Origin of the sequence: Colwellia sp. PAMC 21821, from assembly GCF_002077175.1 — a bacterium.
In the GTDB taxonomy this organism is placed as follows: domain Bacteria; phylum Pseudomonadota; class Gammaproteobacteria; order Enterobacterales; family Alteromonadaceae; genus Cognaticolwellia.
Window position 1 is genome coordinate 4,095,909 of the sequence record NZ_CP014943.1, and the last position, 13,926, is coordinate 4,109,834.

Here is a 13,926-nt window from a genome sequence, read left to right on the forward strand (position 1 = left end):
CGTAATTTAAAGGAATCTACGGTGACTACATCGATTAGTAACCAGCACCAATCGATATAGTCATTGTTAAGTTAGGCAATATTTATGAGCGAAATTAAAACCCATTACCGAAATTGTAATATTTGCGAAGCTATGTGTGGTTTGGAAATTAAGTATCAAGACAAAAATATAATTTCCATTAAAGGCGATCAAAAAGATCCATTCAGTAAAGGATATAATTGCCCTAAAGCCACTGCCTTACAAGACTTCTATGAAGATAAAGACCGTTTAAAAACACCGATTAGACGCACGGCAACAGGTTGGGAAGATATTTCTTGGGAAGAAGCCTACACAGAAATTGCTGAAAAATTTAAAACTATCCAAGCTAAACACGGCAAAAATGCCTTGGCTTTGTATTTAGGAAACCCCAATGCTCACAACCTTGGTAACACACTCTTTTTAAAACCCTTTATGAAATCCTTAGGTAGTATTAATCGTTTTAGTTCTGCTTCAACTGACCAAATGCCGCACCATGTTGCCTCTAACTTTATGTTTGGTGCAGGCATGTTAATTCCAGTACCTGATATTGACCGAACTGATTTTATGTTAATTATTGGGGGTAATCCTGTTGTTTCCAACGGCAGTATGATGACAGCACCTAATGTTATAGGCCGTTTAAAAGCGATTCAAAAGCGCTCAGGTAAAGTTGTGGTGATAGATCCACGAAGGACTCATACCGCGAAAGTAGCGGATAAACATTTGTTTATTCGTCCTGAGAAAGATGCACTATTATTACTTGCCTTGATCAATCGTGTTTTCGCGACGAATGCTGTTAACTTACGACACTTAGATAACCTAGTTGATGGTATAGATGGCTTTGATGAACTCACAAAAGCTTATTCTGCCGAGTCTGTTGCTGAATTTGTCGGTATTGACGCTAAAGAAATTTGTACCTTAGCTGACGATTTTATGACAGCAAATTCCGCTGTGTGCTACAGCCGCATGGGCGCTTCAACACAAACCTTTGGTGGCTTGTGTCAATGGCTTACCAATGTGCTTAATATTATAACCGGTAATTTTGACCGGGCTGGCGGGGCAATGTTTCCTCAACCGGCTTTTGATTTATTGAGAAATCATAAAAAAGGCTTTAAAAGTACATTTGGAGAGTACCACACGCGGGTACGGAAACTGCCGTTTTTTAATGGTGAATTTCCAGTCGCGGCACTAGCCGAAGAAATACAAACTGCAGGTGAAGGCCAAATTAAAAGTTTGATCACCATTGCAGGTAACCCGGTGCTTTCAAGTCCTAGTGGTCATAAGTTAGCTGAAGCCTTCAAAGGCTTAGACTATATGGTTAGCGTTGATATTTATTTAAACGAAACCACCAAATACGCTAATATAATTTTACCGGCGACTACCGGTATTGAAAATTCGCACTATGATATTTTCTTTAATTCTTTTTCAGTACGTAATACCGTAAAATATTCAGCGCCATTGTTTGCAAGAGAAGAATATCAACGTAACGACTATGAAATATTAAAAGAACTAACCCAAAGAATGACTAATGAGGATATTCCAGCGCATTTGAAAAACCTCACGCCTGAAATTATATTAGATATGGAATTAAAAAATGGCCCTTACGGTGAGCAAGGATTAAGTTTACAAAAACTTATCGATAATCCTCACGGTATAGATATTGGGCCTTTAATGCCGTGTTTAGCCGCGCGTATTAAAACGGCAGACGGTAAAGTCAATTTAGTTCCACAACTCTATGTTGATGACTTACCACGGTTAAATGCGGTAATGTCAAAGCCGGCCCGTGATTATGATTATCCCTTTGATTTAATTGGTCGTCGATTAGTTAAAAGTCACAATACGTGGACACAAAATTCTGCTCGTTTAGTCAAAGGTAAAAATCCGTGTACGTTAGAGGTTCATCCTGACGATGCAATAAAATTGGGTATTTCAAATGGGCAGCTATTAAGTGTTAGTTCAATCTCGGGCGAAGTATTAATTAATGCCGTTATTACCGATGATATTCAACAAGGTGTGGTCAGTATGCCGCAAGGATGGGGACATAATCAAAAAGACACTAATATGTCAGTAGCGGCTACTCAACCGGGTGTTAGTATTAATGACTTAACGGATGTTAATCGAGTAGATTTACTGACAGGTAATGCGGCACTTAACGGAACACCCGTAGCGATAAAAGTTGCTACATAGTTATGAATAAACAACAAACGGCCGGCGTAATTTCTGGCCATATAAATTTGTAAATCAATTTTTATTGATGCCTAACAATAATCGGCATCATTTTTAAAGGTAAAGACATGTTTAAAAGTACAGAAAATTATATTGCATCAGATGAACTTCGCTTAGCGGTAAACGCGGCAATTACTTTAGAAAAACCATTACTGATCAAAGGCGAACCAGGTACGGGTAAAACCCAACTTGCAGAAGAATTAGCAAAATCACTTAACTGTAAGTTATATCAATGGCATATTAAATCGACCACAAAAGCACAGCAGGGGCTTTATGAATATGACGCGGTGTCGCGTTTACGAGATAGCCAATTAGGGGATGAAAAAGTTAATGATATTTCGAATTATATTATTAAAGGCAAACTTTGGCAGGCATTTGAAGAAGAACAACGCCCGATATTATTAATTGATGAAATAGACAAAGCGGATATAGAATTCCCCAACGATTTATTGCAAGAACTTGATAAGATGGAATTTTTTGTATATGAAACTCAACAAGTGATCAAAGCAAAACAACGTCCAATTATTATTATTACCTCAAATAATGAAAAAGAGCTTCCGGATGCATTTTTACGCCGCTGTTTCTTTCATTACATAAAATTTCCGACCAAAGTAGAGATGGAACAGATTATTGCGGTTCATCATCCTCATGTTAAACAAGACTTGCTCGCGCATACTTTAGAAGTGTTTTTTAATCTTAGAGACTTACAAGGCATTAAGAAAAAGCCGTCAACGTCAGAGTTGATTGATTGGTTAAAACTGCTGGTTGCAGACGATGTTGCTCAAGACGTATTAATTAATAAAAAGTCAGACATAATCCCTTTATTTGGTGCCTTACTTAAAAATGAGCAAGATGTGTCATTACTTGAAAAACTTGCTTTTATCAGTCGCAGAAACAGGTAATAAACGTGTTTATAGATTTATTTCTAACCCTGAGAAAACACAAAGTCCCGGTAAGTTTACGCGAATTACTAGATTTGATTGCGTTATTAAAAAAAGGCGTTGTGTTTGCCGATGTTGAAGCTTTTTATCATTTAGCGAAAATAGTGATGGTGAAAGACGAAATCCATTACGACAAATTCGACGGTGCCTTCGCAGAATACTTTGACGGTGTACAAAAAATCGATATTTTCGATAACGTTATTCCTGAAGAATGGCTCAGAAAAAAGTTTGAAAACGAGCTGAGTCAGGAAGAAAAAGACAAGTTAACGGCGCTAGGTGGTCTTGACGAGTTAATGAAAACCTTAAAGGAGCGCCTCGCAGAGCAAGAGAAGCGACACGAAGGTGGTAGTAAATGGGTTGGTACTGGCGGTAAATCACCGTTTGGCGCTTATGGCTATAATCCAGAAGGTATTCGCGTAGGTCAAGACGGCAATCGCAATAACCGCGCGGTAAAAGTGTGGGATAAACGAGAGTTTAAAAACTTCGATCAAGACCGAGAACTAGGTACTCGCAATATAAAATTAGCGCTCAAAAAACTCAGAAAGTTTGCCCGAACAGGTGCAAGTGAGAAGCTTGATATCAATACGACCATTCGCTCTACAGCAAAAAATGGTGGCTTACTCGATGTGCATATGGAACCCGAGCGCCATAATTCGGTAAAAGTACTCATGTTTTTTGATATTGGTGGCTCAATGGATGAATACATTCATACTTGTGAAGAGCTATTCTCTGCCGCACATACCGAATTTAAACATCTTGAGTTTTTCTATTTTCATAATTGCGTTTACGAGCGTTTATGGAAAGACAACAGCCGTCGCCGCCATGACACGGTTGATTTAGAAGAAGTAATTAGAACTTTCGGGAGCGATTATAAGGTTATTTTTGTCGGTGACGCCACTATGGGGCCTTATGAAATAGTTGCACCCGGTGGTAGTGTTGAGCATTGGAATGAAAAGCCTGGGGTAGATTATATGCAGCGAATTTTGGGGCATTTCAATAAAGTTGCATGGTTAAACCCACAGCCAGAAAACCAATGGGATTATTATCATTCAATATCAATTATTAAAAGTTTAATCGGCGATAAAATGTTTCCATTAACGGTTGATGGTATTGGTCGAGCCATTAAAGAAATTAGTTAAGGGCGGGAATATATAAAGCTAGAAAGATATCTATCAAGTAAATAACATGTGGCACGAGTTACTCGTGCCACATTTACATAAGTACATATGCGAAATATAAACGCTGATAAAAACCTATAAAGAAATAACCATTGCTGCATCAAGTTCGATTGCTGCATCTAACGCCGTTAAAATTTCTTTTCTTTCTTTTAATTTAGTACCGTGATGCGCTTTCATATTCAATGTTTGCATATGAGTTGCAAGGGCCTTAGCTGTTGCCATTAACTCTTCTGGTTCAACTAGAGTATCTAAAAAGCCTGCAGAAACCGCTGTTTCTGGTGAGAATAATTCCGCGTTAATTACTGAACGCGTTAAATAGTTACTCGGTAAACGATTTCGGGCTATTTCAATACCTGCTTGATGCATAGTCATGCCAATGGTGACTTCATTTAAGCCGATTTTAAATTTCCCTAAACTGCCGATACGATGATCACAACTGAGTAATAAAAACGCGCCTTTAGCAATAGCATGGCCTGAACAAGCGCCAATAATTGGAAATGGAAATGACAACATACGTCGCGATAAAGTAGAGCCAGCGGTAACCAATGCCACAGCTGATTCTGAACTTTCTTTCATCGTTTTCAAGTCAAACCCTGCAGAGAACATGCCCGGTTGGCCGGTTAATATAACGACTGCACCCGCTGACTCTGCTTGATCTAAAGCGTCATTAATTTCGGCAATTACTTGGTGGGAAATAGCATTAACTTTGCCATTTTTTAAGGTTATTGTTGCTATGTTTTCACTAATGTCTAAATCGATTAATTCCACGGTGCTTCCTATCGTTATCAAATTTACAAAATATTATCATAATTCCAAACTTAAAGTCGGGTATGCAATATTTTTAATAAAGTTAAGCTTCATTTTTAAATCATTACATCATGATATCAGCAAGCCAAAAGCAATCGCCAGCGAAATATGTATGTTTATTGGAACGTTTAAATATATTAAAACGGTTAATATGGTGTTTATTTATCATTTTAATCTCGTAAAATTTAAATCATTCTTCTCACTATTAGCTTAAAATCAGCTCAGATCATGTAATGTTTCGGTTAAAAGATAAATAGATGATAAAAATGGTTATTTAACAATGTTTTTCTATAAATATTAACTAATATTAAAAGTATAAGTATTTGCAAGATAGTCAGTTTATAGTAAAGAAACAGTTTATTAATTTATATAATATCTACAAAGATACCGTTAAATTTAAAAAGCGTAAAAAGAGATCTTACTCATGAACCCGGTGAAAATTACTAATCAACCTGACATTGTCATGATATATCAAGAGCGCGATAGTGTAGAGCCAGCCATTCAGCAAATAACTGAATTAGGGCTGGACTTTAAAGCTTACAAATTTAACCCAGAAAAATTAAATAGTTTAACGGCAATGACACCTAAAGTTTTATTGCTCTCTTCGAACAATATTAAAAGTACCATCGAATTTTACATCAATTACCTAGAAGAATATGAACAGAACATAGCTCCTCATAGTGCCATTTTATTGATCAACAACCGTGAAACATTTCGTGCCTATTTAGCCTGTGAAAATGGCTTATTTGACGACTACGCCATTATTAATCCTTTAAACGAGCCTTATCGTTTAAAACTTGTTTTATTAAAAGAATTAAAATTAATTGAAAATCGTAAAAATGACAGTTTAGAGCAACTGGTTAATGATGGTGAAGACGAGCTTGCTTCATGTATAGAACATGGTGTTGCGCTTAAAAAGTCATTTATATCAAGTGTTAATAAGTGTGAAAAAGATATTTTATCTGCGACAGGTATTGCGGTAGAAAATAAAGAAGCTAAAGCTGTATTACAAAACCTGATTGGTTTGTCTCTAGGGCAAATGAACGAAAATGCTTCAAGCAGTATTCAATACATTCTAGATCAGTTACTTGAATTAAAAGCGAGTCATGAAGACATAAAAGCAAATGTTGTTGAAAGTAATCAACCTGAGCATAAAACAGTTATAGGTGTAAATACGGCACTGTTAACTTCAGATGACCAAGACTTAGAAAACCTACAGAGCACTTGCTATAAAGTGTTGGTAGCGGAGCCTTCTGATATGTTTACGCGTGTCATTGATAAAATATTCTCTGATACCGTATTTAAACATGTCTTAGTTAATGACGGTAAAGAAGCACTAGATGAAATACACAACTTTAAACCAGACGTTGTACTTTTAGCTTATGATTTACCTACATTAAATGGTATTGAAGTGACTAAAATAATTCGTCAAGAGGGTAATAAAGTCCCTATTATTGCTTATACTCAACATCGTGACAGAGAGTCAATTAAACGTTGGTTTCCATTGGGTTTAAGCGGTTATTTAATAAAACCTTCTAAGAAAAGTGCCATCTTAAAAAGTATCAATAAAGCAATACAATCACCAACAGAGGTACTTGAGTATCACGCAAAAGAAAACCAAAAAGTCTTCCAATGGTTACCAAAGTACATGGTAGGTAATAAGGAAATAGACGATCAACATAAAATGATATTTACCATGCTAAATGATTTTTATCACAAAGATAATAAGCAGTCAGCTATTATGCTAGCCCAACATTTGGCTTCATATATAGACTTACAATTTGAATCTGAGGAGAACTTGTTAAGACAAATAAATTATCCTGATACTCAAAGCCATCTCAAAGAGCATTTAGCGTTCAAAGAAAATCTTTTGGCACTGATAAAGAAACTTGATCATTATAATCTTGAAATACAGCATAAAATTGCGATGTTTGTATACACTTGGCTTAGCCAACATATATTACAATCAGATATGGCGATTAAGGCTTATGCATTGTCAATTGAAGAAGAAAGCTTTATGGAGTGATCATTAGTCGATAATGGTTTATTCCCTAAGTGTAAAAATTAGATATTGCCGCATTTACAACAAGTGGGTTGTTCATTTGGCAGTATATTTAAATTTACGTTAAGCCTTCTTTTTTTAACTGTTTGCTTTATCTGTTGGTGAACACATAGCCTTTAATTAAAAAAACTAACGGCATTATCAATAGATTCACGATCAGTACGAGTATTATTTACGGCGGCGCTTTCATCGGCATAGCCAAAAGACATTCCGAACAACACACCCCGTTGCTCAGGTAAGTTAAGCGCTTTTTTTATTGGATCTGGAAATTGACCAAGTGCGCCTTGCATACAGCATGATAATCCATGCTCTGCTAGGATTAATGACAAGGTTTGTGCATAAATACCCAAGTCAACCGCGCCCATAATATCTAAGTATTTATCCATGGTGAAAAAGGCGACGTGTGGCGCATCAAAAAACTGCCAGTTTCGAATCATTGCCATTTGTCGGCCTTTTTTATCCTCTCGTGTTACACCGATAGCGCTATAAAGTGCATTAGCAGAACCAAATTGACGATCACGATGAATACCTTCATATTTAGGTAGCCAATTAAAATCAGGGTTAGGTGATTCACCTTTCATTACGGTGGCGATTAAGTCATTTTTTAATTGCTCTTTCTGATCTCCAGATACTACACATGTTTGCCAAGGCTGCACATTACAGTTTGATGGCGCTTGTTGCGCTTGTTTAAAAATGGCTTCAAGTAACGCTTGTCGAACGGGCTTATTTAAATAAGCGCGAGCAGAATATCGTTCTTCTAACAGGGAAATCACTGACATAGGGCATCCTTTATGAACATATAAAATATGATTATCAATACTTCAACAATAGCTTATAAAAATAAGCATACTTTAATGATGTTAAATCCAATATCTTTATAAAACCAATGAATAATTATAATGATGTTGTATTCCAATTAAATATAGTAGGAGAGGCATGACAATATAAAAGCCTGAAAAAACTAGAATAATATAATAAAAGCAAGGTATTCAAATCAGAGCAGTTGCGTCATATTGTTAGTTAAAATCTCTTTTGTGTATACGAATTTTTGATAGATGTTGATAAGAAATATTCATTTGTTTTATATCTATGTTGTGATTAGCATATGAATTATATGATTCAATAATCATCATGTTTGTCTTACCGTAATTTGGAGAATGAATAAATGCCTGAGTATAAAGCGCCCATAAGAGATATAAAGTTCGTTATGCAAGAATTGTTAGACTGCGACAAACATTACCAACAACTTGGCTACAATGATGCTAGTGAAGACATGGTAGATGCTATTCTCACAGAAGCGGCTAAATTTACCGAGCAGGTTATAGCACCGCTAAATCAAATTGGAGACCAACAAGGGTGTACTTGGACCGACGGCAAAGTAACAACACCTGACGGTTTTAAAGATGCTTATCAACAGTATGTTGCTGGCGGTTGGCCAACATTGTCACAAAGTGTGGAGTTTGGTGGCCAAGGGTTACCTCATTCATTGAATAGTGCGATTAGTGAAATGATGTCAGCAGCAAACCACAGTTTTGCTATGTATCCAGGCCTTAGTCATGGTGCATTAGCCACTATTGAAGCACATGGAACTGAAACTCAAAAACAACAATTTATGCCTAACTTGGTTGAAGGCAGTTGGACAGGCACCATGTGCTTAACCGAAGCCCATTGTGGTACCGACTTAGGCATGTTGCGCACCAAAGCTGAGTTAAATGACGATGGAAGTTATGCTTTAACGGGATCAAAAATATTTATTTCTGCCGGAGAACATGACTTATCTGACAACATTGTACATATTGTTATTGCACGTATTCCGGGTTCACCTGAAGGTAGTAAAGGTATTTCACTCTTTATAGTGCCAAAATTTAACGTCAATGATGACGGTACAATAGCGGACAGAAATGGCGTTAGTTGTGGCTCTATTGAGCATAAAATGGGTATTAACGCGAACGCGACATGTGTTATTAATTTCGATAACGCCAAAGGCTATTTAATTGGTGAAGTTAATCGCGGCTTAAATTGTATGTTCACCTTTATGAATTCAGCGCGCTTAGCCGTGGCACTTGAAGGTACAGCAGCAACAGAGGCGTCTTTTCAAGGGGCGTTAGCTTATGCGAAAGATCGTCTACAAATGCGTTCAATTAGTGGGATTAAAAATCCAAATGGCCCAGCGGACCCGATCATTGTGCATCCCGATGTGCGCAGAATGTTGCTCACGCAAAAATCTATCGCTGAAGGTGGCCGAGCGCTTATTGGCTATTTGTCACAGTTAGTTGATATAACACACGCTGAAAAAGATAAACCTACAGTTGTTAATGCAGAAACAAAACTGGCCTTATTAACGCCAATAGCAAAAGCACTATTAAGTGAGTTAGGTTTTGAATGTACTAGTCACGGTGTACAAATATTTGGTGGTCACGGCTTTATAAAAGAGTGGGGCATGGAGCAACTAATGCGCGACACTAAAATAAGCTGCTTATATGAAGGCACGACTGGTATTCAAGCATTAGATTTACTCGCCCGTAAAATTTTAGGCAGTAAAGGTGCAATTTTACAGCCTTTTATGGCTGATGTTGGTGCTTTCTGCCAAAAAAATGCTGATAACACGGCAATGGCTGAACAAATACAAACATTGAGTGCATACTTTGAACAATGGCAAGCTATAACCGCTACCGTGGGTAAAAAGGCCATGACTAACGCGGATGAAATTGGTGGCGCATCGGTTGACTATTTAATGTTTGCTGGCTACGTTACATTAGCTTATTTTTGGGCGCAAATGGCATCAGTAGCACACAGTAAACTAAAAAGCGGTGCTGAAGATAAAGCCTTTTATCAAGCAAAACTTCATACCTGCGAGTTTTACTTTAAACGCATATTACCTCGTGCAAAGGGACATGCGGCTTGTATTGAAGGTGGTGTTGATTCAATGATGGCATTAGCCAGTGAAGACTTTGCATTTTAATCATTAGACTTTTTATAACCAAAAAAGCGTTATTAATTTCTTGTAATTAATAACGCTTTTGACATTGTATCAAGGTGTAAAGGTGCCTTGGTTTAGTTGATAGGTACATAAAGGTAAATAATTTATGCTATTCACTAACGAGCTCTCTCACTTTAGATATTGATTTTCCGTCAAAGATAAACTCGAAGTGCTTAGTTTGTATGGCTTTAGAGACATGAATCGGGGAAAAGAGCCCCCAACATGTTGAACCCTGATTTCTTACCGAGAGATATTGAAAACCTTGCTCAGCATTTTTCTTAAGCTCTGCACCAAGGATCCTTGGTTTCGAGTAATCTTCAGATTCACCAATCCCTTCAACCTTTGAACAATCGACAACATTGGCACTGAAAGTGACTTTTAAACATCGCATATCCACCGTATCGTAATGTAAACCTTGTATGTTTTGAAAGTACTTCTGTTGATGATAAAGCGTTTCTTTAATGGCGGTCTTAATAGTGTCTGCAAGATAAAGTACGCCAAACTCACCCTGGCTAAAGCGTGAGCCATCAGGATTAATGTGGGTAAAAGGCGCGGTGACATAATTTACGCCATCAATGCCAAAAGGAATTTCGTTGGTTGCAAGTAGGGATAAGTCACCAAGCTGATTTAATATTCTGGGGTTGGTTAATGCTTGAATAGCGTAAACTGTTTCAAAGTCGTCTTTGCTGATCACATCATCAAAAAGGGTAATAGGGGGAAACTTTGAATTAACTAACCTAAATGCCACTTTATTAACAAGTTTTACTGTTTTAGTGCCTTCCATCACGTTACCACTGACCATTACGCATAGCATCTATACGCTTGAAAACTTCGTATAAGGTGCCAAATTTTCCAGTCGAGATAAGCGATAGCGGTGAGTTACCATTAAAAAATGGATTATCATTCTTCATCGCCATAAAGCCATAAACGTTGTCAGGATTAGAGAAAACCATTTTTAATGCTTGATGAATATTAGCTATATAACTAATACGCTCTAACTGATCGTTAGAAAGCGTTGCACTCTCATTGTTTTGAAACCGATAATAGCTACTTTTGGTCAATCCAAGAATAGCTTGCTTATCGCCCGCGCTGCATCGCCACTTTTCTAAGATATTACTACCAAGTTTAAAAGCAACCAAACTGTTAATTTTTGGCGTTTTATTTTGATAATTTGAAACATTCATATCACAGTCCTAGTCAAGATTGATAAGCTGATTATAGTCTCAGTTGAAACTAAAATCAATTAATAGTCTTAAATGGGAGGCTGTATGTAGTAAAGAGGAGTGGAGTGTAAAATTTGAATGATAAGTCACATAAAGAATAACTACCCACAACGAAATTAAAACTTGGGGTCGGCTTTTTGTTTAGTCATTAATTTCATCGTTTTCTCAGACAACAGGAGAAAAATAACCGCAGAAATTATCGCTGAAGCAAAGATCATGCACATCACTATAATTTGATATCTAGCAGCAATTAAAGGCGAAACACCTGATAAAATTTGTCCTGTCATCATGCCGGGTATTGATACCAAACCAACTGCAAATAAAGTATTAATTACCGGTATTGTTGCCGCGTTTAGAGCATTTTTTCTAGCTTCTGGATATGGTACTTGATTATTCATTTCAGAAAATAAGCGCTCAGCACATAAGCTAATGCTATTCATGGCCGTAGCAAATATCATCCCCGCAAGTGGAATAAGCACTTGTGCTTGATACCATGGACTGAGTGCCAGCGCGCCTTGGCTTATAAAAAACAAGGTAAAGCCGCCACCACATAATATGGCCATAAACCCATGTTTGAATAACCGAAGTCGATATGTAGGCAGGGTGCGCAACGCTATCCAACAAGAAATACCGACCATAGCGAATAAAATAGCGGTTATAAGCCAAACATTATCAGAATAAAAAATATAACTTAGTGCGTAACCAATAAGTAATAACTGTATTAACATTCTAGAAAGTGCGTAGCTCGCTTGTTTTACATTTAAAGACCATATATATAGAAAAAACAGAGCGATAATAACAGGGATAAAAGCAATGGATAGGTCAACTAAGCTGATCATTTGCAATGTATTGTTCATGGTTGCTAATTGTATTTCCAATAGTGGAACTATTATTTAGTATATTCCCCTTACATACAAATTTAGTGTATAAACACTGCCGTAGAATAATTTAAAAAAATTTACATTAACAAGGATACTAAGTGAAGCACATCAGACACAATTTCATTCGATCTCTGCTGATAATAATTGGGGTATTCACTTCATTTTCATTGTTAGCCCATGGCGTAGACGATGCTACAAAGCAGTTTTTAGAAGCTAATCAAGGGAGCGCAATATTTCCCTTTATTTATATTGGCGCTAAACACATGCTAACGGGTTACGACCACTTGTTATTTCTAGTTGGCGTGGTGTTCTTTTTATTTCGAAGTAAAGATGTACTGTTATATGTCAGTTTGTTTACGCTAGGCCACAGTTTAACTTTACTCTATGGTGTGTTTAGCAATATTGAAATTAATCCTTATATAATTGACGCCATTATTGGGCTTTCTGTGGTCTATAAAGGTTTTGATAATTTAGGCGGCTTTCAGCGTTTATTTAACTGCCAACCTAATACTAAAATTGCTGTGACGGTGTTTGGGCTATTTCATGGCTTTGGATTAGCCACAAAAATTCAAGAATTTCAATTACCGAGTGATGGCTTAATTAGCAATATTATTTCATTCAACGTTGGTGTTGAAATAGGCCAATTTTTAGCACTTGCTTTGGTGTTAATTATATTAAATTTTTGGCGTAGACACAGCAGTTATCTAAGCTTTGCAACAGTCACCAATACGGCATTGATGAGTGCTGGCTTTATGCTGGTAGGTTTGCAACTAACGGGCTACTTTATAAATTAGTGTAGCTTGTTATCAAGATAAACAAATTTCAGCTCAAAGTGCTCTTGGCTTTAGCGTCAATAATAATGAATAAAAATTTAGGATTTAACATGAACGAATTCAATATCCCTGTACATACTACCCGCACATTGATTAAAGCCGGCGTTATCGCGTTTTTAGTAGCAACAACGCTACTTGTTACTTGTATTTTACCGGCAGAATATAATATTGACCCAACGGGCATTGGTAAAACACTAGGGCTTACCGCGATAGCTGAAGCATCTGAAAAATCACCAACGCTTGTCATAGAGCGAGGCACACAAAATGATGCATTAAGAACCGATGATGTTGAAATTATCGTGCCAGCGGGCAATGGATTAGAGTATAAATTAAATATGGAAAAACATGCCCATGTTGAATATGAATGGAAAACTGACGGTGAAGCCCTTTATTTCGATTTTCACGGTGAGCCTGCAGGAGATAAAACGGGATATTTTGAAAGTTTTTCAATTACCACTTCAAGCAATATGAAAGGCTCGCTCACTACGCCTTTTAAAGGTTCTCATGGCTGGTATTGGAAAAATCAAAGTCAGCAACCTGTAACGGTGTCATTATCAATTAAGGGTTATTACACCATTAAAGGTTAAGCGTTGTTGCTTCATGTAAGCCGTTATTAACAATCTTATTAACGGCTTTTTTCATTAGCTATTTTATTCACAGTTCACATATCATTCTGGTATTAAAAAACTGGTTTTTGCACTTTTCCGACTAAAGCTTTCAATGCTGTCATTCTCTTCATAGTTATTACTTCACCACAAAATTCGGAAATACTGAGAAATT

General features: G+C 36.9%; 12 protein-coding genes. 7 read left to right on the forward strand and 5 right to left on the reverse strand.

Annotated features, from left to right (window positions below; translation table 11 throughout):
• Positions 1 to 84 precede the first annotated feature (84 nt).
• The 3 genes from A3Q33_RS17325 to A3Q33_RS17335 all read left to right on the forward strand — a co-directional run bounded on the left by A3Q33_RS17325 (position 85) and on the right by A3Q33_RS17335 (position 4,321).
• A complete protein-coding gene (locus tag A3Q33_RS17325) occupies positions 85 to 2,202 on the forward strand; it encodes a molybdopterin-dependent oxidoreductase (protein WP_081181036.1) in 2,118 nt (705 codons plus the stop codon).
• Positions 2,203 to 2,309: 107 nt separating this feature from the next.
• Complete coding sequence (locus tag A3Q33_RS17330) at positions 2,310 to 3,143, forward strand: AAA family ATPase (RefSeq protein WP_081181037.1); 834 nt, start codon at positions 2,310 to 2,312, stop codon at positions 3,141 to 3,143.
• A 5-nt stretch (positions 3,144 to 3,148) separates the two neighbouring features.
• On the forward strand, positions 3,149 to 4,321 hold the full coding sequence (locus A3Q33_RS17335; RefSeq protein WP_081181038.1) for a vWA domain-containing protein: 1,173 nt from the start codon (positions 3,149 to 3,151) through the stop codon (positions 4,319 to 4,321).
• A 114-nt stretch (positions 4,322 to 4,435) separates the two neighbouring features.
• Here A3Q33_RS17335 and A3Q33_RS17340 read toward each other — a convergent pair whose 3' ends face one another.
• Positions 4,436 to 5,128 (reverse strand): crotonase/enoyl-CoA hydratase family protein, encoded by a 693-nt coding sequence (locus tag A3Q33_RS17340; protein WP_081181039.1) that lies wholly within the window; start codon positions 5,126 to 5,128, stop codon positions 4,436 to 4,438.
• A gap of 463 nt (positions 5,129 to 5,591) precedes the next feature.
• Here A3Q33_RS17340 and A3Q33_RS17350 point away from each other — a divergent pair, with 463 nt between their 5' ends.
• A complete protein-coding gene (locus A3Q33_RS17350; RefSeq protein WP_081181041.1) occupies positions 5,592 to 7,193 on the forward strand; it encodes a hemerythrin domain-containing protein in 1,602 nt (533 codons plus the stop codon).
• A 152-nt stretch (positions 7,194 to 7,345) separates the two neighbouring features.
• On the opposite strand, the gene A3Q33_RS17355 is transcribed toward A3Q33_RS17350, so the two are convergent.
• On the reverse strand, positions 7,346 to 8,008 hold the full coding sequence (locus A3Q33_RS17355; RefSeq protein ID WP_081181042.1) for a nitroreductase: 663 nt from the start codon (positions 8,006 to 8,008) through the stop codon (positions 7,346 to 7,348).
• Positions 8,009 to 8,394: 386 nt separating this feature from the next.
• Between A3Q33_RS17355 and A3Q33_RS17360 the strand changes: the two genes are divergently transcribed.
• A complete protein-coding gene (locus tag A3Q33_RS17360) occupies positions 8,395 to 10,191 on the forward strand; it encodes an acyl-CoA dehydrogenase C-terminal domain-containing protein (protein ID WP_081181043.1) in 1,797 nt (598 codons plus the stop codon).
• Between the two features lie 127 nt (positions 10,192 to 10,318).
• Here the strand turns inward: A3Q33_RS17360 and A3Q33_RS17365 are convergent, their stop codons facing one another.
• From A3Q33_RS17365 to A3Q33_RS17375, 3 genes are all read right to left on the reverse strand, one after another.
• Positions 10,319 to 11,011 (reverse strand): RES family NAD+ phosphorylase, encoded by a 693-nt coding sequence (locus tag A3Q33_RS17365; RefSeq protein ID WP_081181044.1) that lies wholly within the window; start codon positions 11,009 to 11,011, stop codon positions 10,319 to 10,321.
• Positions 10,998 to 11,393, reverse strand: a complete 396-nt coding sequence (locus tag A3Q33_RS17370; RefSeq protein ID WP_081181045.1) for an antitoxin Xre-like helix-turn-helix domain-containing protein — start codon at positions 11,391 to 11,393, stop codon at positions 10,998 to 11,000. Before A3Q33_RS17370 ends, A3Q33_RS17365 begins: the two co-directional genes overlap by 14 nt.
• A 155-nt stretch (positions 11,394 to 11,548) precedes the next feature.
• The gene (locus tag A3Q33_RS17375; RefSeq protein ID WP_081182735.1) at positions 11,549 to 12,289 is read right to left on the reverse strand and encodes an ABC transporter permease; all 741 of its coding nucleotides are present in this window, start codon (positions 12,287 to 12,289) and stop codon (positions 11,549 to 11,551) included.
• A gap of 122 nt (positions 12,290 to 12,411) precedes the next feature.
• Here A3Q33_RS17375 and A3Q33_RS17380 point away from each other — a divergent pair, with 122 nt between their 5' ends.
• Together A3Q33_RS17380 and A3Q33_RS17385 are read left to right on the forward strand one after the other, a co-directional pair.
• The gene (locus A3Q33_RS17380) at positions 12,412 to 13,107 is read left to right on the forward strand and encodes a HupE/UreJ family protein (RefSeq protein WP_502687196.1); all 696 of its coding nucleotides are present in this window, start codon (positions 12,412 to 12,414) and stop codon (positions 13,105 to 13,107) included.
• Positions 13,108 to 13,196: 89 nt separating this feature from the next.
• The gene (locus tag A3Q33_RS17385) at positions 13,197 to 13,733 is read left to right on the forward strand and encodes a hypothetical protein (protein WP_081181046.1); all 537 of its coding nucleotides are present in this window, start codon (positions 13,197 to 13,199) and stop codon (positions 13,731 to 13,733) included.
• Positions 13,734 to 13,926: the final 193 nt, after the last annotated feature.

Excerpts from the sequence above, each read along its gene's own strand:
- A3Q33_RS17325 (WP_081181036.1), top strand. The coding sequence starts at position 85 with ATGAGCGAAATTAAAACCCATTACCGAAATTGTAATATTTGCGAAGCT.
- A3Q33_RS17330 (WP_081181037.1), top strand. The coding sequence starts at position 2,310 with ATGTTTAAAAGTACAGAAAATTATATTGCATCAGATGAACTTCGCTTA.
- A3Q33_RS17350 (WP_081181041.1), top strand. The coding sequence starts at position 5,592 with ATGAACCCGGTGAAAATTACTAATCAACCTGACATTGTCATGATATAT.
- A3Q33_RS17355 (WP_081181042.1), bottom strand. The coding sequence starts at position 8,008 with ATGTCAGTGATTTCCCTGTTAGAAGAACGATATTCTGCTCGCGCTTAT.
- A3Q33_RS17360 (WP_081181043.1), top strand. The coding sequence starts at position 8,395 with ATGCCTGAGTATAAAGCGCCCATAAGAGATATAAAGTTCGTTATGCAA.
- A3Q33_RS17365 (WP_081181044.1), bottom strand. The coding sequence starts at position 11,011 with ATGGTCAGTGGTAACGTGATGGAAGGCACTAAAACAGTAAAACTTGTT.
- A3Q33_RS17370 (WP_081181045.1), bottom strand. The coding sequence starts at position 11,393 with ATGAATGTTTCAAATTATCAAAATAAAACGCCAAAAATTAACAGTTTG.
- A3Q33_RS17375 (WP_081182735.1), bottom strand. The coding sequence starts at position 12,289 with ATGAACAATACATTGCAAATGATCAGCTTAGTTGACCTATCCATTGCT.
- A3Q33_RS17385 (WP_081181046.1), top strand. The coding sequence starts at position 13,197 with ATGAACGAATTCAATATCCCTGTACATACTACCCGCACATTGATTAAA.